Genomic DNA, 18,533 nt, shown 5'->3' with positions numbered 1-18,533 from the left:
GCAGCAGTCTAGCGGCGCGCGTCACCGCCTGCATGTAGGCGGGCAGGCACAGCGCCACGATGGCAGCCGGAACATGCCCGGGTCAATCGTCGTTGTCTTCCCATTCGCGGCGCCAGCGCTTGTATGCCTTCTTCTGTTCCTTGTGATGGCGCTTGCGCCACTTCTTCCATTCGTCGTGGTCATCGTCGTCGTCGCGCCAGTGGGGCGCGTACACGGGCTGCGGCACGACCATCACGGGGCGCGGCGCATAGACGGGGCGGGGCACGACGTAGGCGGGCGGCGGCGCCACATACACCGGGGCCGGCTCGGCATAGATGGGGCCAGGAAGGCCGATGCCCACGCTCACGTTCACTTCGGCTTGGGCACAGGCGGCCGCCAGGCCCAGGAGGGCCGCGACCGCGCGCTGGCGATGGTTCATGGGTTGTCCTTTGCGCACTGGCCGGCGCGGATGCGCCGGCCCTGGCCTTTCAGCAACGGCAGCCCGCCCGGCCAGGTTGACCGCCGGCTGTAACAAACGCCAGCAAGTGCAAGCTCAGGCAGCGGCGGCGCCCGCAGCAGGCCGGGTTGTGCGCAGTTCCGCCCAGATCACCAGCAACAGGCCCGCCAACACCGCCGCCAGCCCGCCGTAGGCCATGGCGGAAGGTGACTCGCCCACCACCGCCACGGCCAGCGCAAAGGCGGTCACCGGCTCGGCCAGCGCCAGCGTCACGCCGGTGGCGCCGCTGATGTGGCGCAGCGCCGTGCTGAACAGCAGGTAGGCCACACCCGTGGCCACCAGGCCCAGGTACAGCACGATGCCCAGCGCGCCCGGCGCCACCGTGGGCGCGCCGCCCAGCAGCAACGCCACGGGCAGCGATAGCAGGCCCGCCGTGCCGAACACGGCCAGGTTCACGACGGCCGCGCCGGCCTGCGCCACCAGGCGTTTGTTGGTCAGCGCATACATGGCGTACGCCAGCCCCGCCAGCAGGCACAGGGCGATGCCGGTCCAGGGGGCGCGCACCGTGCTGCCGCCGTCCAGCGCCATGGCCGCGCCGCCCGCCACGCCCAGCAGCGTGCCCAGCCACCATACGGGGGCCGGCAGCCGCCGCTGCGCCACGGTCTGCAGCAGGCCCGCCCAGATCGGGCCGCTGCCGATGGCCAGGGCCGTGCCCAGGGCCACGCCGGCAGACTTCACGCCCGCGAAGAAGCTCAGGTTGTACGTGGCCACGCAGGCGCCCGCCAGCAGCACCGGCCCCCAGCGCAGGCCGCCGCCGCGGCGCGCGCGCCAGGCGGGCCAGGCCAGCAGGGCGAAGAAGGCGCTGGCGATCACCAGGCGCAAAGCGCCCACCCAGTAGGGCGACAGCCCCGCGGGCGCCAGGCTTTGCGCCGTGCCGGTGGTGCCCCAGAGCATGGCGGCCAGCAGCACCATGGCAATGCTGCGAATCGATGCGGTGTTCATGCCCGCGATGGTGCCCGCACGCCGCAGGGCAACTATCGAGCAACGCGCGTGGTGCCGCGCGCTCTACTTCATTATTGATAGCTGTTTGCGCTGATCCATCAAGCGCTGGAGGCTGTTTTGGCTTGTATTCTCAGCGCCCGCGCTCCCAGGCCCCGCTCGCGCCGCAGCGCATAGGCCAGGGCGCTGGCGCTGGCATAGCCGCAGCGCAGGGCCGTGGCCTCCAGCGACTGGCCGCGGGCCAGGGCGCGCTCGGCCAGGTCCAGCCGCCGCGCGCGCAGCCACTGCTGGGGCGTGTCGCCCGTCAGCTCCAGCAGCCGCGCGTGAAAGCGCGCCGCGCTCAGGTGGAACAGCCGCGCCATGCGGGCGGTGGGCCAGTCCTCGTGCAGGGCCGCGTCCACGGCGGCACACAGGGCGGCCAGGTCCAGCCCGCGGCGCGCCAGCACGCGCGGGGCCTGCAGCAGCAGCGCCAGGCGCGCGGCCGCGCCACCGGGCTCGGGCACGGTGCGCGCCGCCGCGGGCACGGCGAAGCGGCGCACGCGGTCCACGGCGGCCTGCGCCGGCACGTCGATCACCAAGATGCGCGTGTCCGGGCGGGCCAGGTAGCCATGCTCGGTGCCCGCGGGCACCACCATGCCGCAGGCCGTGTCCACGAAGGCGGCGCGGCCGGCCACCTCCAGCTCCATGCGCCCCTGCAGCGCGTACAGCACCTGCGCATGTGCGTGGGCATGGGCCTGGTGCTCGCCACCATAGTGGCGCACCGAAGCGACGGGGTGCAGCAACGCGGATGCGGAACGGGCCATGCTCAAATACTAGGGCAATGCCGCTCTGGCTTTTTCACGACCGCGCCTCTTTTCCGCATCCATGCCGCCTGACGCCCCCGCATCCGCCGCCGCCCGCCGCTCCTGGCGCCAGGCCTGGCTCGTCTACCTGGAGCCCGCGAGCCTGCGCATGCTGGCCCTGGGCTTTTCAGCCGGGCTGCCGCTGCTGCTGGTACTGGGCACGCTGAGCTTTCGGCTGCGCGAGGCGGGCATCGACCGCACGACCATCGGCTACCTCTCGTGGGTGGGGCTGGCCTATGCGTTCAAGTGGGTCTGGTCGCCGCTGGTGGACCGCCTGCCGCTGCCGCTGCTCACGCGCTGGCTGGGGCGGCGGCGCAGTTGGCTGCTGCTGGCGCAAGGTGTGGTGGCCGCGGGCCTCGTCGGTATGGCGCTGGCCGACCCGCGCCAGGGGCTGGACGCCATGGTGTGGTGCGCACTGCTGGTGGCCATTGGCTCGGCCACGCAGGACATTGCGCTGGATGCGTTCCGCATCGAGTCCGCCGACACCGACCACCAGGCCGCGCTGGCCGCCACTTACCAGACGGGCTACCGCCTGGCCATGATCTGGGCCGGCGCGGGCGTCCTGTGGGTGGCTGCCCGCGCGGAGGACGCCAGCCTGAGCGGCTACCAGGCCGGCGCCTGGACCACGGCCTACCTCGTCATGGCCGCATCCATGCTGGTGGGGGTGGTGACGGTGCTGCTGTCGCCCGAGCCCACGCCGCGCCCACTGCCGCCCGCGCGCAACCTGGGCGAGTGGCTGCATGGCGCGGTGGTGGCGCCGTTTGCCGACTTCATCCGGCGTTACCGCTGGCAGGCGGCGCTGATCCTCGCGCTGATCGCCGTGTACCGCATCAGCGACGTGGTCATGGGCATCATGGCCAACCCGTTCTACGTGGACATGGGCTACACCAAGGACGAGGTGGCCGCCGTGACCAAGGTTTTCGGCGTGGTGATGACGCTGGCCGGCGCCTTCGTGGGCGGCGTGCTGTCCATGCGCCTGGGGGTAATGCGCGTGCTGATGCTGGGCGCGGTGCTATCGGCCCTGTCCAACCTGCTGTTCGCCTGGCTGGGACAGCGCGGGCACGACCTCACGGGCCTGGTGCTGGTGGTCTCGGCCGACAACCTCGCGGGCGGCATCGCCTCGGCCGCGTTCATCGCCTATCTTTCCAGCCTGACCAACGTGCAGTATTCGGCCACGCAGTACGCGCTGTTCAGCTCCATGATGCTGTTGCTGCCCAAATGGCTCGCGGGCTTCTCGGGCCAGTTCGTGGACGCGCAGGGCTACAGCGCGTTCTTCACAGGCACGGCCCTGCTGGGCCTGCCGGTGCTGCTGCTGGTGGCGCTGGCGTCCAGAGCCCAATCAGCCTCCAGCGCTTGATGGACAAGCGCTGGCAGCTATCAAAACGATACCCACAACGGTTTACCTAACTTTACCCGGCCGACAACCCTGCGAGATGCCGCGCGGGGAACATGGCAGTCCAGAAAGGCCCACCCACCCATGAGTTCGCAACTGCTGATGATCGAAGACGACCACCGCCTCGCGCAGATGGTGGGCGAGTACCTCGGCCAGTCCGGGCTGCAGGTCACGCACATGGCCGACGGCGCCAGCGGCCTGGCGCGGCTGCAGGCGCCCGAGGGCGGACAGCTGCCCGCCCTGGTGATCCTGGACCTGATGCTGCCCGACATCGACGGCCTGGAGGTGTGCCGGCGCATCCGCGCGCTGCCGGGCGCCGCCGCCCAGGTGCCGGTGCTGATGCTCACGGCCAAGGGCGACCCCATGGACCGCGTGATCGGACTGGAGATCGGCGCCGACGACTACCTGCCCAAACCCTTCGAGCCGCGCGAGCTGCTGGCGCGCATCCGCGCCATCCTGCGCCGGCGCGAGAGCGGCGCGCAGCCGGCCACGCAAGTGCTGCGCTTCGGCTCGCTGGAGATCGACCGCGACGCGCGCACCGTCAGCGTGCACGGCCAGCCGGCGGAGCTGACCTCCTACCAGTTCGACCTGCTGGTGACCATGGCCGAGCGCGCGGGCCGCGTGCTCACGCGCGACCAGATCATGGAGGCCGTGCGCGGGCGCGAGCTGGAGGCGTTCGACCGCTCCATCGACGTGCACATGGGCCGCATCCGCGCGGCCATCGAGGCCGACCCCAAGAACCCGCGCCGCATCCTCACCGTGCGCGGCGTGGGCTATGTCTTCGCCAAGCAGCAGGACTGACCTGCCTCTTTTGAAAAGCCCGCACGCATGTCCCTCATCAGCCCCTTCTCCCGCCGCCTGTACCTGCGCATCTGGCTGGCCGTGGTCGGCGGCGTGCTGGTGTTCGCGTTTGCCGTGGGCATGGCCTGGCGCTGGGCGGCCGAGCAGAACCAGCAGCAGCCGCCCTCGCGCGAGATCCGCATCACGGACGCCGCGGGCCGCACGCTGGTGGATGGCGTGGGCCTGCGCCAGCGGCGCGACCCCAGCGAAGGCGTGCTCTACCGCATCGAGAGCGCCACGGGCGAGGTGTTCGAGATGCACCTGTCCCCGCGCCCGCCCCGCCCGCGCCCCGACGAGCGCGGTCCCGCCGCGTGGTTCCGCCCGCCCTTCGGCTTTCTGTGGATGCTCGCGCTGGTGGGCATTGCCGTCACCGTGGGCGTGTTCCCCATCATCCGGCGGCTGCTGCAGCGGCTGGAGCAGCTGCAGCGCAGCGTGCAACGCTTTGGCGAGGGCGACCTGTCGGTGCGCGTGGCCGAGCAGGGCCATGACGAGGTGGCGGCGCTGGCGCGCCAGTTCAACGCCGCCGCCGCGCGCATCGAGACGCTGGTGCAGTCGCACAAATCGCTGCTGGCGAATGCCTCGCACGAGTTGCGCTCGCCGCTCACGCGCATCCGCATGGGGCTGGAGCTGATGCAGGGCGGCACGCCCTCGCCCGCATTCCGCGCCGAGATTGAACGCAACATCGCCGAACTGGACCAGTTGGTGGACGAGATCCTGCTGGCCAGCCGCCTGGATTCCGGCGCCGCCGATGTGGGCACGGTCGAGCCCGTGGACCTGGTGGGCCTGGCCGTGGAGGAATGCGTGCGCGTGGACGCCGAACTGCACGTGGGGTCCGGCGATGACGCAGACGCCATGGCCGCCCCCGTCGAAGTGCCGGGCGTGTCCAAGCTGCTGCGCCGCGCCGTGCGCAACCTGCTGGAGAACGCGCGGCGCTACAGCCAGGGCGAGATCACCCTCACCCTCACGCGCGAAGGGCACGACGCCGTGCTGCGCGTGTGCGACCACGGTCCGGGCGTGCCGCCCGCGCAGCGCGAACGCATCTTCGAGCCCTTCTACCGCCTGCCGGGCGCCAGCGAACGCTCGGGCGGCGTGGGCCTGGGCCTGGCGCTGGTGCGCTCCATCGCGGCGCGCCATGGGGGCAGCGTGGTGTGCGAGGACCGGCCCGATGGCGCGGCAGGCGCCTGCTTCACGCTGCGCCTGCCGGTCACGCGCTGAGCGTCGGCGCACACGCCCTTGCCTCAGCAGGCACATTCGCCCATGTTGTAGGGTGGCGCTATTCCCGTTCCGCAAGGCCTGCCCATGACCGCCGCCGCGCCCTTCTTTGCACCTGCGCCGCCGCTGCAGGTGGCGCACTGGTTCAACACCCCCGAGCCGCTCACGCTGGACAGCCTGCGCGGGCGCGTGGTGGTGCTGCACGCTTTTCAGATGCTGTGCCCTGGCTGCGTGGAGCACGGCATCCCGCAGGCGCGGCGCGTGCATGAGGCGTTTGCGCAGGATCAACTCGTCGTGATCGGCCTGCACACGGTGTTCGAGCACCACGCCGTGCAGGGCACGCCAGAGGCGCTGCAGGCCTTCATCCACGAATACCGGCTGCGCTTTCCCATCGGTCTGGACCAGCCCGATACGCCGCGCAGCATTCCACGGACCATGCAGAGCCTGTCGCTCAGCGGAACGCCCAGCCTGGTGGTGCTGGACCCGCAGGGCCGCGTGCGCCTGCACCACTTCGGCCATCTGGACGATCTGCGGCTGGGCGCGCTGCTGGGCCGGCTGCTGGCGGAACCCACGCCAGCCGCCCCGGCGACCGTGCCCGCCACGGGCTGCGACGATGGCGGCTGCCCACTGCCCGATCAGCCCCGCCCATGAACATGACCCCCTTGCCTTCCCAACCCACGGCCCTGGGCACGCTGCGCGCCGTGCTCACCGGCCGCGCGCAACCCTACACCCGCCCCGGCAGCCGCAGCGCCATTGCCAAGCAGCAGCGCAGCGGGCCGGTGGCCGTGGGCGCCCAGGGCCTGGAGGACGACGAGCAGGGCGACCTGCGCGTGCACGGCGGCCCCGACAAGGCCGTGCACTGCTATGCATGGCCGCAGTACACGCCCTGGCGCGAGGAGCTGGCGGGCCACGCCGCGGCGCAGGCGCTGCTCGCGCAGCCCGGTGCCTTTGGCGAGAACTTCAGCCTGGACGGCGTGCAGGAGGCCCAGGTGTGCATTGCGGACCAGTGGCGCATCGGCAGCGCCGTTTTCGAGGTCAGCCAGGGCCGCCAGCCCTGCTGGAAGCTGAACGACCGCTTCCAGGTGCCCGACATGGCGCTGCGCGTGCAACGCAGCCTGCGCGCGGGTTGGTATCTGCGTGTTCTGCAACCCGGGACGGTGCAGGCGGGCGATACCGTCTGGCTGCTCGCGCGCCCGCAGCCTGCGTGGCCCATCGCACGGCTGCTGGAGGTGATCGACCGGCGCGATTGCACGCCCGCCACGCTGCGCGAAATCCTCGCTCTGCCGCTGCCGCCGTCATGGCAGCGGCTGTTCCAGCGGCGCCTGGACAGCGGACAGAGCGAGGCCTGGGACGCGCGCCTGCAGGGGCAGCACTGACGGCCTGTCAGGCGCGCTGCGGCCAGCGCCAGGCCGACCAGCCGTACATCGCCGCGCCGGCCACCAGTGCCCCCGCCGCCAGCGCCAGCCCGCGGGCAAAGCCCTGGCCGGCATCGGCGTGCGCGAGCAGCCACGCCACCAGCGGCGGACCCGCGATCTGGCCCAGGCCGTAGACGGCCGTGACCAGGCTCGCAAAGCTGTCGGCAGACTGCGGCCACAGGCGCCGCGCCTCCTGCAGGCCGTAGAAGGTGATGGCCGTGAACGGCAGGCCCACCAGCGCGCTGCTGAGTGCAAAGCCCGCCGGCGTGGGCCAGACCAGCCCCAGCACGATGCCAAGCGCCTGCAGCGCATACGCCGCCAGCAGCAGCCAGCGCCGGTCCCAGGCGCTGGGCGCGCGCGTGCTGAGCGCCGCGCCTACGGCCACGCCCGCGCCGAACATCGGCCAGAAAAGGTCGGGCCAGGGTGAACCGGAGGGCAGCGCGGCACGCGCAATCACGGGCAGGAAGGTGGCGGTCACGATGTAGCCCAGCCCCGCCAGGCCGTACGCCACGGCGTGCACGCCGCGCGCCGCCAGGGTGCCGGCGTTTCCCCCCTGCGCGGCCGCGCGGGGCTGGGCACCGGGGTCGGCCTTGACCGCGCGGCCACGCACCACGGGCCACACGCCCACGCACAGCAGCACCGAGAGCATCCCGAAGACCACCCAGCCCGAGGCCGCACGCCACTGCGCTGCCACCATCGCGCTGGCGGCCAGCCCCGTGAGCACGATGCCCACGCCCGGCCCGCAGAAGATCAGCCCGCCCATGGCCGGGCGGCCCAGCACCGCCAAGCGCACCATGCACCAGGCCGCCACGTTCAGCAGCACGAAGGCGCTGGCGGCCCCGGCCGCAAAGCGCAGCGCCGGCCACGCGGCGGCCACGGGCAGCGCCATCGCCAGCGTGAGCAGCACCGTGGCCACCAGCCCGGCACGCGCCAGCCGCGCCGGATGCCAGCGCGCATAGAAGCCCGGTGCCACCCAGGGCAGTGCCATGCAGGCCAGCGCGCCCAGCAGGTAGCCCACGTAGTTGGCCGTGGCCAGCCAGCTGCCCTCGGTGAGGGTCAGCACCCCGTCGTGCAGCATCATGGGCAGCAGCGGGGTGAACGCGAACCGCCCCACGCCCATGGCCACCGCCAGCGCCAGCATGCCGGCCAGGGCCACGGCATGGGGCCGCTCGCTCCAGTGCAGGGCGGGCCCGCGGGGCGCGGGCACATCAATCGACGGGGTGGCTTGTGGTTCCATGGCGCGGTCTCCGGCGGTATGATCGCCATCAATCTTTTTTTAAGATGATTTTTTTATAAATCATCTCACAAACGAATCCATGGACCTGGTCGCACTGGAGATTTTTCGCACGGTGGCCCATGAGGGCAGCGTGACGCGGGCGGCCGAGCGGCTGGGCCGCGCCCAGTCCAACGTGACCACGCGCGTGCAGCAGCTGGAGGAGCAACTGGGCGCCGCCCTGTTCCTGCGCGAGGGGCGGCGCATGGTGCTCACGCCCGCAGGCGCCACGCTGCAAGGTTATGCCGAGCGCCTGCTGGCGCTGGCCGAGGAGGCCCGCCAGGCCCTGCACCCGGGCACCCCCGCCGGCCACCTGCGCATCGGCGCCATGGAAAGCACGGCCGCCGCGCGCCTGCCCGCGCCCCTGGCGCAACTGCATGCGCGCTGGCCCGCGCTGGTGCTGGAGCTGCGCACCGCTCCCTCACGCCAACTCGTGGAGCAGGTGCTGGCCCACGAACTCGACTGCGCCCTGGTGGCCTGGCCGCCGCCGGGCCTGGACGAGGAGGCCCCGGTGCAGCGCACGCCCGTCTGGACGGAATCGCTGCTGCTGGCCCTGCCGGCCAGCCACCCGCCCGTCGAAACACCTGCCGACCTGCGCGTGCACACCCTGGCCGCGTTTGCGCACGGCTGCACCTACCGCCGCATCGGCGAAGACTGGATGCGCCAGGCCACGGGCCAGGCGCCGCAGGTGCTGGAGCTCGCGTCCTACCCGGCCATCCTGGCCTGCGTGGCCGGGGGCCGTTGCGCCGGCGTGGTGCCTGAGGCGGTGGTCGATCTGCTGCACACGCCGCCCGCGCTGCGCTGGGTGCCGCTGGGCCCCTGCGACACGGTGCTGGTGCACCGCACGGGCTATGCCACGCCCGCGCTGGGCCGCGCTGCAAGCAGCGCTGCACGGCGCCCAGGCCCCCCCCGATTCTTCTTTGCGGAGCTGACCCCATGAATGCCTTGCTGCAACGCCTGCAGATCGACCTGCCCCTCTTCCAGGGGCCCATGACGGGCTCGGACACGCCCCAGTTGGCCGCCGCCGTCTCCCAGGCCGGCGGCCTGGGCTTTCTGGGCTGCGGCATGCGGTCGCCCCAGGCCATGCGCGAGGCCGCGGCCGCCGTGCGCGCGGCCACCGCCAAGCCCTTCGGCATGAACCTGTTCGTGCTGGAGCAGCCCACGCCCGATGCAGCCACGGTGCAGGCGGCCATCGACCGCCTGGCGCCGCTGTACGCCGACCTGGGCCTGCCGCCACCCGAGGCTCCGGCGCGCTGGTGCGAAGACTTCCACGCCCAGTTCGAGGCGCTGCTGGACGCCCGCCCCGCCGTGGCCAGCTTCACCTTCGGCATCCTGAGCGCGGCCCAGGTGCGGCGCCTCAAGGACGAGGCCGACAGCTACGTGATCGGCACTGCCACCACGCTGGCCGAGGCGCAGGCATGGGCCGAAGTGGGCGCTGATGCCGTCGTCGCCAGCGGCATGGAGGCCGGCGGCCACCGCGGCACCTTCCTGGAGGACTTCGAGGCCAGCATGGTCGGCACCCTGGCCCTGGTGCCGCAGTGCGTGGATGCGCTCTCCATCCCGGTGATTGCCGCCGGCGGCATCATGGACGGGCGCGGCATTGCGGCTGCCCAGGCGCTGGGCGCGCAGGGGGTGCAGTTAGGTACGGCCTTCCTCGCCTGCCCCGAGTCCGCCATCGGCCCCGCGCAACGCACCGCCATGGCCGGCGCGCAGGCCACGGACACACGCGTCACCCGCATCTACTCGGGCCGCCCGGCGCGCGGCCTCGTCAACGCCATGATGGAGCGGCTGGCCATGCATGAAGCCGCCGTGCCCGCCTACCCGGTGCAGAACGCACTGACCGGCGCCCTGCGCCGTGCCGCCGCAGCGCAGGGCCGGGCCGACTATCTGTCGCTATGGGCCGGCCAGGGCGTGGGCGCGGCGCGGCCGCTGCCCGCGGCGCAGCTGGTTGCGCTGCTGGCACAGGAATGGCGCGATGTCTCAAAAAGCACAGCCGCTCGTCATTGACACACTTGAGCTTGAAACCGCCAAGAATCCCGAGCCCTTTTTTGCAGCTTGGGCGCTGCGCGAGCATGTTTCCGCCGCAATGCCCTAATTGGGCATATTGCGTGCCATCTCGAGGGCGATGGTTGCTTGTGAACGCCAGGGCATGGGCAATTACCCGTATGCTCCAATCCTGCTGACTGCCCACGGCAATGGCCACTCGCTCCCCACGATTGGGCTAGCGGTAACGTTTGGATTGCTGTCATGGCAATACGCTTCAATCACTCAGCAGTGGGTGTCGCGCTTCAGGCTTCAGATTTGCGCCACCGGGAGACGGGAGCACAGCAGCTTTGAGAACTTCCACATCCGCCCGACGTCAGCGAAGGTTTGGGCGACATGTGCCCGGTGCCGTGTTAGTTGAGCGGGCAGCGAAGTCCGTTTGGATAAACAGGCCGAGCTTTGTGTTGAACTTCTCCGTGGCCTGAAACGACCCAGGTGTTGGCCTCCGTTTTTTCCAGATAGCAAATGGCACCCCAGAAGATCGCCAGCGAGAAGATGTAAAACATTTGGCCACTGTTGTGTGCGAAGAAAACCTGGGTCCACCCAAAACCGAAATAGGCCAGCGGCAGCAATGCAGCAGCGGCCCTGAGAGCCAACAGCCGAGGCTGCAGCGTGGTATCAACCCGTGCCAGACGCCGTGGCGTAGGCCAAAACACATACAGCGGCGCTGCATAGAAGAAGAGCAGGATCAGGAGTCCAATCAGGCCGCGCTTGACCCACATGTCCAGAATTTCGTTGTGGGCATGGCCGTACTGCATGACGGAAGGGTGGGCAGCGCCCTTGTCGACCATGGCCTGCTTGGCTTTAGGGTAGCCGTCAAGCCCCCAGCCTGCCACAGGACGTTCCTCGATCAGATCGACGGCTAGCCGCCATTGTTCCAGACGCTGGCCGATGGAGGTTTCTGCGTACTTCTGGGGCTCCGCCAGATAATGCCGTGCTTCCTGGACGGCAAGATCCGCGCGCTGCTCGAACTTCTTGTATGCGGGCAGCACCAATGCCGCGCCGCCGATCAGCATCGCCGCAATGGCGGCAGAGGCGATGCGCCGGTAGCCATTGCGCCAAGCCATGAGCCAAATGGCAGCCAGCAGCAGCGGAACCGTCACCCACGAGCCCCGCGACTCCGACAACAGCGAGGCCAGGACGCCGCAGGCACCACATATGCCCAGGGCCGCGATCTGGTGCCAGCGCCAGCGCCCCAGCATGGCCATGGCCCACGCCGCAATACCCATATACATGGCGATGCCGCCGTACTCGATGGCGTTGGTGAATCCCTGGGCCTTGACCCAATGCAAAACCAGGTACTGGTACGCTGCAATGCCCAGAGCGCCCACCGCGCCCGCGGCCACACCCCAAACCACGGCATGGGGAGACAGCACTCTTTGGCTCAAGGCCCAGAGTGTGAGCGCGGCAAATGCATATTTGGCGCCAATGCCCAGCCCGGAAATGGACCAGGCTCGATCAAAGGGTGCCGTCCATAGCATGCCTGTGAGGCACAGACTTGCGAGTAAGATTTTCGTATCCAGGGAGGCCACCCCATGCGAACCCTTTTGCAAACAGCCAGCGAGGGCCAGCAACGCGAGCGCTGCAGCCCCATAGGAGTAGCCCGACGGTACGATCAGGCTCAGGGAAAAAAACAAAAATGCCGAGAGACTCCCCCCCCAGTTCTCGAAATTCTTATACGGGCTCATACCATTTTCCTATCCAAATGTCCGCTGGATCTACGAATGTCCAACATTCCCATTGTTTACATCAACCTTGCCAAGGATACCGAGCGCCAGCAACGCATGCAGGCGCAATTTTCCCGGCTGGGGCTGGAGACCTTCCGTCTTCCCGCCGTGCGGTGGAGCGAGCTTTCGGCTGAAGCCCAGGCGCATCACTTCAGCGCAGAGCTCAATTCCCACCAATATTTCAAACCTATGGGCAGCGGCGAAAAAGGCTGCTACTGCAGCCACATAACCGCATGGCGCCAGCTGCTAGACAGCGCCGCCGCCGCCATGGCGGTGTTTGAGGACGATGTCCGCCTGCTGCCCGCAATGCCCGAGGCGCTACGGGCGATCTCCACCCTTCCGGCTGACTGCTGGGATATGGTCAAGCTGTTCGGGCGCGAACGCGAAAAGATTGCCAGCAGGCGGCCTTTGGTGGGATCTTTGGAACTGATTACCTACCGCCGCGTGCCCAGCTTTGCGGCAGGCTATGTCATCAGCCGCTCGGGAGCGCGCAAGATGCTGGAAAGCCGCCAGCCTTTTGGACGCCCCGTAGACGTGGACATGCGTTTCTGGTTCGAGAACGGTATGCGCGTTTTTGGCGTTCACCCCTCGGTCGTCGCCCTGGACGATACCAGCAAGGTCAGCAGCATTTGGCCGGACCGGGAACCGCGCGCCTTGATCATGCAGCGATTGCGCAAGCTCAAGATGAAGATGGAGTTGATCTGGGGCAATGCCAGACATGAGAGCGACGCCCCTCATGTGTCCGAAACCTTGTAATCCTGCCCTTGCGATCTATTAACCCGGCTTCACCAGCAGCGCACGATAGTGCTCCCACATATGTTCCCGACCATGGGCGATCAATGCCTGCCTCCGAGCCGCCTCGCCCAACTGCCGCGCCAGCGCGGGGTTTTGTAGCAGCCGCTGTAGTGCAGCCGCCATGGCAGAGGCATCGGATTGCGGCACTAGCAGGCCGTTGATTTCATGGGCGATAACCTCGCGTACGCCCAGCACATCCGAGCCTATGCAGGCGCAAGCGGCCGCCATTCCCTCCACCAAGGCCAGGGGCATGCCTTCCCAATGCGTTGACAGTACAAAAATCTGCGTATGGGCTAGCCGCTGGGGCAAGTTGGAGACATTGCCCAGAAAGTGAACCTGATCCTGCAGGCCGAGCTGCCGAACAAGCCGCTCGGCTTGCTGGCGCTGGAGTTTGCTGCCCGCCCCGGCCAGATACAGCCGAGGAGCCAGGCCTTGCTGACGCAGCAATCCCAGCGCCTGAATCAGGGTAACGTGGTCTTTTTGCCGGGCAAAGCGTGAGGCCATAAGTATGGCGGCTTCGCGGTCTTCCCAGCGGGCCGGCAACATGTCTTGTGGGAAGCGTGCGAGATCGATGCCGTTGCAAATGGCTACGCAACGGTCCGAGGGAAAGCCGCGCTGGATCAGACTGGTGCGCACGCCCTCCGAAACGCCTATGCTGGCCTGCGTGAAGGGCGCCAATGCCAGCGCCTGCTTCAGGCGGCGGCGCGTGTAACGTTCGCGCGAGTTGTGCTCTACATGAAAGATCTGGGGAACGCCTTCGGCGACCGCAGCCCGGCGGCCCCATATGTGGTCGCTGAACCCATGGGCGAAGACCACATCGGGCTTCCAAGCTCGAATGAGCTTGCGCAGTTCCCATATGGTTAATACATGCAGCCAATTGGAGACCACATGCACCTGCAAACCCTGGTCGCGCAAAGCCTGAACCTTGGCCTCGGAAGTGCTGCGTTTGCGGCGCAGCACCAGCATGACCTCCATGTCCGGGCATTTCTGGGCCGCAAGGCACAGATCGATGGCGACTTGGGTTGCGCCTGAGAAACCGCCAGTCACGAAATGTAATACTCGTGTAGGGCATTGTGCGACGGGTTTATGCGCTGCCGTCAAATTGTTTTCCATGGGTTCTCACGGACAATCCGCCTGCCACAAAATTGCGTATTCAACCCTGCACCTTTTCAAACAGTCACCATGACGCGGATTCCAGCCAGCCTTTTTAAGGGTGTCCTGCAGCTTGTACAGCCCTCCAATCTCAAAGGCTCTGCCGGCTATGAAACGCCGGCTCCCGTCATGCTCTCCGGCCAGGAGGACGCACCAGAAGAGTCCCAAAGCATTCCCAGGATTCTGTGGACCTATTGGAACCAAGCCCAACCCGACGAATTCGTGTGCGAGTGTATCCAGAGCTGGCGTTTGCAATGCCCGGATTATGAAGTGCGATTAACCCACCCGGGCAATCTGGACACGTACGTTGCCGCTGGCGATCTGCCGGCACAGTTTGCACAGATGCATCCCACCAAACAGGCGGACTGGTTGCGCCTGTACCTTGTGGCACATCATGGTGGCTTCTGGTTGGACGCGAGCACACTGCTGACGCGCTCGCTGGACTGGCTGGAATCGCCATTTGATGCGGCGGCCGAGTTCGTAGGCTTCTACCTTGAAAAATTCACGCGCGAGGCGCGTTTTCCGGTAATAGAGAGCTGGGCGTTCGGCGCACGTCGCGACTCGGCCTTCATCACAGCGTGGCAGCGGGAATTCCACCAGGCGCTGGTGGTGGAGGGAACGCAGGACTATCTGAAGCGTCAGCAGGATCTGTCAGCCCTGCGGCAGGGCATCGAGGATCCGCACTATCTGCTGATCCACATCACGGCGCAGAAGGTTCTGCGCAGCCAGGAATTCACCCGCCTAGCCCTGTACAAGGCCGAGGATACCGCCTACTACTATCACCAGTCGCTGCGCTGGAAGTGGTATTTGCTATACCCGCAGCTCTGCCGTGTCGATGCGCCGAAGATTTCAGCGCCCATCGTGAAGCTGCGAGGAGGGGAGCGCAGGCACTTCACGGAAATGTTTGGCTCGCATGGTGGTGCGGTGCCTGGAAGCATCTGGCACCGCGCTTTTCAGCGGCCTTGAGTTATTCGCCGCCAGGCCCCTCTAGAAGAGGCCTTGGACTTCCTTTCAGTGGCCGCCCGCAAACACCTCACCCGCCTTGAGCCGGTAGACGGTCCCGCAGTACGGGCACTTGGCCTCCCCTGTGTGCGCCACATCCAGGTACACCTTGGGATGGCCGTTCCAGAGCTTCATGTCCGCCTTGGGCGAAGGGCAGTACACGCCGCCCTGGGGATTGAGGTCCTGGGCCAGCAGTTCGACGATTGCTTGCGACATGGGCGATCAGACCTTGGTGAGCCAGTGGGCGTACTTGGGATTGCGGCCGTTCACGATGTCGAAGAAGGCCGATTGGATCTTCTCGGTCAGCGGGCCGCGGCTGCCGCTGCCGATCTGCACGCGGTCCAGTTCGCGGATCGGGGTGATCTCGGCGGCCGTGCCGCTGAAGAAGGCCTCGTCGGCGATGTACACCTCGTCGCGCGTGATGCGCTTTTGCACCACCTCCAGCCCCAGGTCCTTGCAGATATGCAGCACGGTGTTGCGCGTGATGCCGTTCAGTGCGCCGGCCGACAGGTCGGGCGTGTAGACCACGCCGTCCTTGATGATGAACACGTTCTCGCCCGAGCCCTCGGAGACGAAGCCGGCGTTGTCCAGCAACAATGCCTCGTCGTAGCCGTCGTCGGTGGCCTCCGTGTTGGCCAGGATGGAGTTGGTGTAGTTGCTCGAGGCCTTGGCCTGCGTCATCGTGATGTTGACGTGGTGGCGCGTGAAGCTTGATGTCTTGACGCGGATGCCGCGCTGCATGCCTTCCTCGCCCAGGTACGCGCCCCAGGCCCAGGCGGCGACGATCAGGTGAATCTTGTTGCCCTTGGGCGAGACGCCCAGTTTTTCCGAGCCGATCCACGTCAGCGGACGCAGGTAGCAGGATTCGAGCTGGTTTTCGCGCACCACGGCCTTCTGTGCCTCATTCACCTCGTCCTTGGTGAAGGGGATCGTCATGCGCAGGATCTTGGCGCTGTTGAACAGGCGGTTGGTGTGCTCTTCCAGGCGGAAGATGGCCGTGCCCTGCTCCGTCTTGTAGGCGCGCACGCCTTCGAAGGCGCCGCAGCCGTAGTGCAGCGAATGGGTCAGCACGTGGATCTTGGCGTCGCGCCAATCCACCATCTGGCCATCCATCCAGATCTTGCCGTCACGGTCGGCCATGGAGGGAACAACGGGGCTCATGGAGATCCTTTTCGAGAGAACTGCGTGGGTCGCAAAGCAGGCAATTCTACGATTCGTCCGCCGGGTTGGCGGCGGCAGGCGGGCCGGCGTCCTCCTGCGAGGCGGGTCGCACCAACTCCCAGCGCACCAGGCGACCGTTGACGAACTCGCAGGTCACGTGCGACTGCGTACCGTCGGTCCAGCGGTAGAGCTCGGGCTGCTGGCCGTCCGCCGACAGCTGCTGGCCCAGGGCGCGCGTCATGGCGACCACGTGCAGCAGGTTCACACCGGCTTTCAGCTTGGCATTGAGCATTACCGCGCTGCCCACGTAGCCGATCGGGTGGTTACGCGCCTTCTGCATCACGTTCATGAGCCGCGTGTAATGCAGCAGCCCCCACATGACCAGCCCTCCGCTCACGGTGAGGATGCCCTGCGGGCCATATGCGCGGTAGGCGGCGATGACCAGGACGACGATGCCCGCTGGGATCAATATCTTGCGCAGATTCATGGCCGCATTGTCCTACGCAGCACCACCAGCGCCGCTGTGGAAGCTGCGTAGCCCCTGCGACACGACGCGTCAGTCCAGCCCGCGCACGGCAGTCATGGCCTCGTCCACGCGCTCCACTGCGTGGATCTCCAACCCGGCGATCGGCTTCTTGGGCGCATTGGCTTTGGGCACCACGGCCACCGTGAAGCCCAGCTTGGCGGCTTCCTTCAGGCGCTCCTGGCCACGCGGCGCAGGGCGCACCTCGCCAGCCAGGCCCACCTCGCCAAACGCGATGAAGCCCTTGGGCAACGCCTTGCCGCGCAGGCTGCTGGTGATGGCCAGCATCACGGCCAGGTCGGCCGCGGGTTCGCTGATGCGCACACCCCCGACGGCATTGACGAACACATCCTGGTCGGCGCAGGCCACGCCCGCGTGGCGGTGCAGCACGGCCAGCAGCATGGCCAGGCGGTCGCGCTCCAGCCCCACCGACAGGCGCCGCGGGCTGGGCCCCCCGCCGTCCACCAGCGCCTGGATCTCCACCAGCATCGGCCGCGTGCCCTCCAGCGTGACCAGCACGCAGCTGCCGGGCACCGGCTCGCTGTGCTGGCTCAAGAAAATGGCACTAGGGTTCGCCACGCCCTTGAGGCCCTTCTCGGTCATGGCGAACACGCCGATCTCGTTCACGGCGCCAAAGCGGTTCTTGATGGCGCGCACCAGACGGAAGCTGCTGTGCGTGTCGCCCTCGAAGTACAGCACCGTGTCCACCATGTGCTCCAGCACGCGCGGGCCGGCCAGCGCACCTTCCTTGGTCACGTGGCCCACCAGGATGACGGCGATGCCCGTGGCCTTGGCCATGCGCGTGAGGTGGGCTGCGCACTCGCGCACCTGGGCCACCGAGCCCGGTGCGCTGGTGAGCTGGTCGGAATAGACGGTCTGGATGGAGTCGATCACGCACACCGCGGGCTGCGTGGCCTCCACGGTGGCGAGGATTTTTTCGAGTTGGATCTCGGCCAACACGTTCACCTGGCTCGCATCCAGCCCCAGCCGGCGCGAACGCAACGCCACCTGGGCGCCGCTCTCCTCGCCCGTCACGTACAGCGTGGGCAGGCCCGCGCGCTGCAGCGCGTCCATCGCCTGCAAGAGCAGCGTGGACTTGCCGATGCCCGGGTCGCCGCCGATGAGCACCACTCCGCCCTCGACCACGCCACCGCCCAGCACGCGGTCCAGTTCCTCGATGCCGCTCGCAGTGCGCGCCACCTCGGTCGCCTCGATGGCGGCCAGCGGCATCACCGCCTGCGCCTGGGCCAGGCCCGCGTACTGGCCGGCCCCGCTCAGGCGGTTCTTGCCCGGTCCAGCGTCGGGCACGGATTCGATCAGGGTGTTCCACGCACCGCAGGAAGGGCATTTGCCCAGCCAGCGCGGACTGGTGCCACCGCATTCGGTGCAGGAGAAGATGGTTTTTTCTTTGGCCATGGTGGCAGGACGCAACGTAGGCCGGCGGTGGGCCGGCGCGGGGGATCTGTCCTATCCTAACGGGCAGTGCCGCCCCGCCGGGCGAACACCGACTCCGGAAGGACCCGCCATGCCCCTGCCGACACTTCGCCCCCTGGCCGCGCCGCTGCTGACCGCCTGCGCACTGGCGCTGGCCGCTTGCGACAAGAAGCCCGCCGATCCGCCGCACCTGCCCTCGGTACCCGCCGTGCCCAAGCCCTCGGCGCCCGCCGCGCCCCTGCCCGGCGCGCAGCCGGCCAGCGTGGGCTCCTGAGTTTCCTGGCGC

The 18,533-nt window shown here is 68.2% G+C and carries 20 protein-coding genes; 10 read left to right on the top strand and 10 right to left on the bottom strand.

The window, feature by feature from the left end:
* Positions 1–82: 82 nt before the first annotated feature.
* From DTPSY_RS01075 to DTPSY_RS01065, 3 genes are all read right to left on the bottom strand, one after another.
* Positions 83–418 carry a hypothetical protein gene (locus DTPSY_RS01075; protein WP_012655318.1) on the bottom strand — a complete coding sequence of 112 codons (336 nt, stop codon included), beginning with the start codon at positions 416–418 and terminating at the stop codon, positions 83–85.
* Between the two features lie 114 nt (positions 419–532).
* Positions 533–1,438, bottom strand: a complete 906-nt coding sequence (locus DTPSY_RS01070; RefSeq protein WP_012655317.1) for a DMT family transporter — start codon at positions 1,436–1,438, stop codon at positions 533–535.
* Between the two features lie 98 nt (positions 1,439–1,536).
* Positions 1,537–2,238 carry a helix-turn-helix transcriptional regulator gene (locus tag DTPSY_RS01065; protein WP_012655316.1) on the bottom strand — a complete coding sequence of 234 codons (702 nt, stop codon included), beginning with the start codon at positions 2,236–2,238 and terminating at the stop codon, positions 1,537–1,539.
* Between the two features lie 61 nt (positions 2,239–2,299).
* Here DTPSY_RS01065 and DTPSY_RS01060 point away from each other — a divergent pair, with 61 nt between their 5' ends.
* From DTPSY_RS01060 to DTPSY_RS01040, 5 genes are all read left to right on the top strand, one after another.
* The gene (locus DTPSY_RS01060; protein WP_012655315.1) at positions 2,300–3,634 is read left to right on the top strand and encodes an AmpG family muropeptide MFS transporter; all 1,335 of its coding nucleotides are present in this window, start codon (positions 2,300–2,302) and stop codon (positions 3,632–3,634) included.
* 120 nt (positions 3,635–3,754) lie between these two features.
* Positions 3,755–4,471: a response regulator transcription factor gene (locus DTPSY_RS01055; protein ID WP_012655314.1), complete on the top strand. Its 717-nt coding sequence runs from the start codon at positions 3,755–3,757 to the stop codon at positions 4,469–4,471.
* Positions 4,472–4,498: 27 nt separating this feature from the next.
* A complete protein-coding gene (locus DTPSY_RS01050; RefSeq protein ID WP_012655313.1) occupies positions 4,499–5,725 on the top strand; it encodes an ATP-binding protein in 1,227 nt (408 codons plus the stop codon).
* A gap of 84 nt (positions 5,726–5,809) precedes the next feature.
* Positions 5,810–6,373 (top strand): redoxin domain-containing protein, encoded by a 564-nt coding sequence (locus DTPSY_RS01045; protein ID WP_012655312.1) that lies wholly within the window; start codon positions 5,810–5,812, stop codon positions 6,371–6,373.
* Positions 6,370–7,098, top strand: a complete 729-nt coding sequence (locus DTPSY_RS01040; protein ID WP_012655311.1) for an MOSC domain-containing protein — start codon at positions 6,370–6,372, stop codon at positions 7,096–7,098. Before DTPSY_RS01045 ends, DTPSY_RS01040 begins: the two co-directional genes overlap by 4 nt.
* 7 nt (positions 7,099–7,105) lie before the next feature.
* On the opposite strand, the gene DTPSY_RS01035 is transcribed toward DTPSY_RS01040, so the two are convergent.
* Positions 7,106–8,374, bottom strand: coding sequence for a YbfB/YjiJ family MFS transporter (locus DTPSY_RS01035; RefSeq protein WP_012655310.1), 1,269 nt, complete (start codon positions 8,372–8,374; stop codon positions 7,106–7,108).
* Positions 8,375–8,453: 79 nt separating this feature from the next.
* On the opposite strand from DTPSY_RS01035, the gene DTPSY_RS01030 reads away from it, so the two are divergent.
* Together DTPSY_RS01030 and DTPSY_RS01025 are read left to right on the top strand one after the other, a co-directional pair.
* Entirely contained in the window at positions 8,454–9,350 is an 897-nt protein-coding gene (locus tag DTPSY_RS01030) for a LysR family transcriptional regulator (protein WP_012655309.1), read from the top strand.
* The gene (locus DTPSY_RS01025) at positions 9,347–10,417 is read left to right on the top strand and encodes an NAD(P)H-dependent flavin oxidoreductase (RefSeq protein WP_012655308.1); all 1,071 of its coding nucleotides are present in this window, start codon (positions 9,347–9,349) and stop codon (positions 10,415–10,417) included. Before DTPSY_RS01030 ends, DTPSY_RS01025 begins: the two co-directional genes overlap by 4 nt.
* Positions 10,418–10,806: 389 nt before the next feature.
* Here DTPSY_RS01025 and DTPSY_RS01020 read toward each other — a convergent pair whose 3' ends face one another.
* Positions 10,807–12,141 carry an O-antigen ligase family protein gene (locus DTPSY_RS01020; protein WP_012655307.1) on the bottom strand — a complete coding sequence of 445 codons (1,335 nt, stop codon included), beginning with the start codon at positions 12,139–12,141 and terminating at the stop codon, positions 10,807–10,809.
* A gap of 36 nt (positions 12,142–12,177) precedes the next feature.
* Between DTPSY_RS01020 and DTPSY_RS01015 the strand changes: the two genes are divergently transcribed.
* The gene (locus tag DTPSY_RS01015; protein ID WP_012655306.1) at positions 12,178–12,936 is read left to right on the top strand and encodes a glycosyltransferase family 25 protein; all 759 of its coding nucleotides are present in this window, start codon (positions 12,178–12,180) and stop codon (positions 12,934–12,936) included.
* A gap of 18 nt (positions 12,937–12,954) precedes the next feature.
* Here DTPSY_RS01015 and DTPSY_RS01010 read toward each other — a convergent pair whose 3' ends face one another.
* Positions 12,955–14,088 carry a glycosyltransferase gene (locus DTPSY_RS01010; RefSeq protein WP_012655305.1) on the bottom strand — a complete coding sequence of 378 codons (1,134 nt, stop codon included), beginning with the start codon at positions 14,086–14,088 and terminating at the stop codon, positions 12,955–12,957.
* A 69-nt stretch (positions 14,089–14,157) separates the two neighbouring features.
* Between DTPSY_RS01010 and DTPSY_RS01005 the strand changes: the two genes are divergently transcribed.
* Positions 14,158–15,093: a glycosyltransferase family 32 protein gene (locus DTPSY_RS01005; RefSeq protein ID WP_012655304.1), complete on the top strand. Its 936-nt coding sequence runs from the start codon at positions 14,158–14,160 to the stop codon at positions 15,091–15,093.
* 45 nt (positions 15,094–15,138) lie between these two features.
* On the opposite strand, the gene DTPSY_RS01000 is transcribed toward DTPSY_RS01005, so the two are convergent.
* From DTPSY_RS01000 to radA, 4 genes are all read right to left on the bottom strand, one after another.
* Positions 15,139–15,345 carry a zinc-finger domain-containing protein gene (locus tag DTPSY_RS01000; protein WP_012655303.1) on the bottom strand — a complete coding sequence of 69 codons (207 nt, stop codon included), beginning with the start codon at positions 15,343–15,345 and terminating at the stop codon, positions 15,139–15,141.
* Positions 15,346–15,351: 6 nt separating this feature from the next.
* The gene (locus tag DTPSY_RS00995; RefSeq protein WP_012655302.1) at positions 15,352–16,290 is read right to left on the bottom strand and encodes a branched-chain amino acid transaminase; all 939 of its coding nucleotides are present in this window, start codon (positions 16,288–16,290) and stop codon (positions 15,352–15,354) included.
* Positions 16,291–16,336: 46 nt separating this feature from the next.
* Complete coding sequence (locus DTPSY_RS00990) at positions 16,337–16,777, bottom strand: hypothetical protein (RefSeq protein ID WP_012655301.1); 441 nt, start codon at positions 16,775–16,777, stop codon at positions 16,337–16,339.
* A gap of 69 nt (positions 16,778–16,846) precedes the next feature.
* Positions 16,847–18,229, bottom strand: a complete 1,383-nt coding sequence (gene radA, locus DTPSY_RS00985) for a DNA repair protein RadA (protein ID WP_011803649.1) — start codon at positions 18,227–18,229, stop codon at positions 16,847–16,849.
* 109 nt (positions 18,230–18,338) lie between these two features.
* Between radA and DTPSY_RS00980 the strand changes: the two genes are divergently transcribed.
* Positions 18,339–18,521 (top strand): hypothetical protein, encoded by a 183-nt coding sequence (locus tag DTPSY_RS00980; RefSeq protein ID WP_012655300.1) that lies wholly within the window; start codon positions 18,339–18,341, stop codon positions 18,519–18,521.
* Positions 18,522–18,533 lie beyond the last annotated feature (12 nt).

This window comes from [Acidovorax] ebreus TPSY (assembly GCF_000022305.1).
Taxonomy (GTDB): Bacteria; Pseudomonadota; Gammaproteobacteria; order Burkholderiales; family Burkholderiaceae_C; genus Diaphorobacter; species Diaphorobacter nitroreducens.
Note: the sequence above shows the minus strand (reverse complement) of the source record. Positions and strands in the feature narration are given on the sequence as shown.

What these genes read in the sequence shown, in the direction of transcription:
- DTPSY_RS01070 (WP_012655317.1), bottom strand. Translation starts at nt 1,438, where the DNA reads ATGAACACCGCATCGATTCGCAGCATTGCCATGGTGCTGCTGGCCGCC.
- radA (WP_011803649.1), bottom strand. Translation starts at nt 18,229, where the DNA reads ATGGCCAAAGAAAAAACCATCTTCTCCTGCACCGAATGCGGTGGCACC.
- DTPSY_RS01060 (WP_012655315.1), top strand. Translation starts at nt 2,300, where the DNA reads ATGCCGCCTGACGCCCCCGCATCCGCCGCCGCCCGCCGCTCCTGGCGC.
- DTPSY_RS01035 (WP_012655310.1), bottom strand. Translation starts at nt 8,374, where the DNA reads ATGGAACCACAAGCCACCCCGTCGATTGATGTGCCCGCGCCCCGCGGG.
- DTPSY_RS01025 (WP_012655308.1), top strand. Translation starts at nt 9,347, where the DNA reads ATGAATGCCTTGCTGCAACGCCTGCAGATCGACCTGCCCCTCTTCCAG.
- DTPSY_RS01020 (WP_012655307.1), bottom strand. Translation starts at nt 12,141, where the DNA reads ATGAGCCCGTATAAGAATTTCGAGAACTGGGGGGGGAGTCTCTCGGCA.
- DTPSY_RS01055 (WP_012655314.1), top strand. Translation starts at nt 3,755, where the DNA reads ATGAGTTCGCAACTGCTGATGATCGAAGACGACCACCGCCTCGCGCAG.
- DTPSY_RS01040 (WP_012655311.1), top strand. Translation starts at nt 6,370, where the DNA reads ATGAACATGACCCCCTTGCCTTCCCAACCCACGGCCCTGGGCACGCTG.
- DTPSY_RS01065 (WP_012655316.1), bottom strand. Translation starts at nt 2,238, where the DNA reads ATGGCCCGTTCCGCATCCGCGTTGCTGCACCCCGTCGCTTCGGTGCGC.
- DTPSY_RS01050 (WP_012655313.1), top strand. Translation starts at nt 4,499, where the DNA reads ATGTCCCTCATCAGCCCCTTCTCCCGCCGCCTGTACCTGCGCATCTGG.
- DTPSY_RS01010 (WP_012655305.1), bottom strand. Translation starts at nt 14,088, where the DNA reads ATGGAAAACAATTTGACGGCAGCGCATAAACCCGTCGCACAATGCCCT.
- DTPSY_RS01005 (WP_012655304.1), top strand. Translation starts at nt 14,158, where the DNA reads ATGACGCGGATTCCAGCCAGCCTTTTTAAGGGTGTCCTGCAGCTTGTA.
- DTPSY_RS00995 (WP_012655302.1), bottom strand. Translation starts at nt 16,290, where the DNA reads ATGAGCCCCGTTGTTCCCTCCATGGCCGACCGTGACGGCAAGATCTGG.
- DTPSY_RS01045 (WP_012655312.1), top strand. Translation starts at nt 5,810, where the DNA reads ATGACCGCCGCCGCGCCCTTCTTTGCACCTGCGCCGCCGCTGCAGGTG.
- DTPSY_RS01075 (WP_012655318.1), bottom strand. Translation starts at nt 418, where the DNA reads ATGAACCATCGCCAGCGCGCGGTCGCGGCCCTCCTGGGCCTGGCGGCC.
- DTPSY_RS01000 (WP_012655303.1), bottom strand. Translation starts at nt 15,345, where the DNA reads ATGTCGCAAGCAATCGTCGAACTGCTGGCCCAGGACCTCAATCCCCAG.
- DTPSY_RS00980 (WP_012655300.1), top strand. Translation starts at nt 18,339, where the DNA reads ATGCCCCTGCCGACACTTCGCCCCCTGGCCGCGCCGCTGCTGACCGCC.
- DTPSY_RS01030 (WP_012655309.1), top strand. Translation starts at nt 8,454, where the DNA reads ATGGACCTGGTCGCACTGGAGATTTTTCGCACGGTGGCCCATGAGGGC.
- DTPSY_RS00990 (WP_012655301.1), bottom strand. Translation starts at nt 16,777, where the DNA reads ATGAATCTGCGCAAGATATTGATCCCAGCGGGCATCGTCGTCCTGGTC.
- DTPSY_RS01015 (WP_012655306.1), top strand. Translation starts at nt 12,178, where the DNA reads ATGTCCAACATTCCCATTGTTTACATCAACCTTGCCAAGGATACCGAG.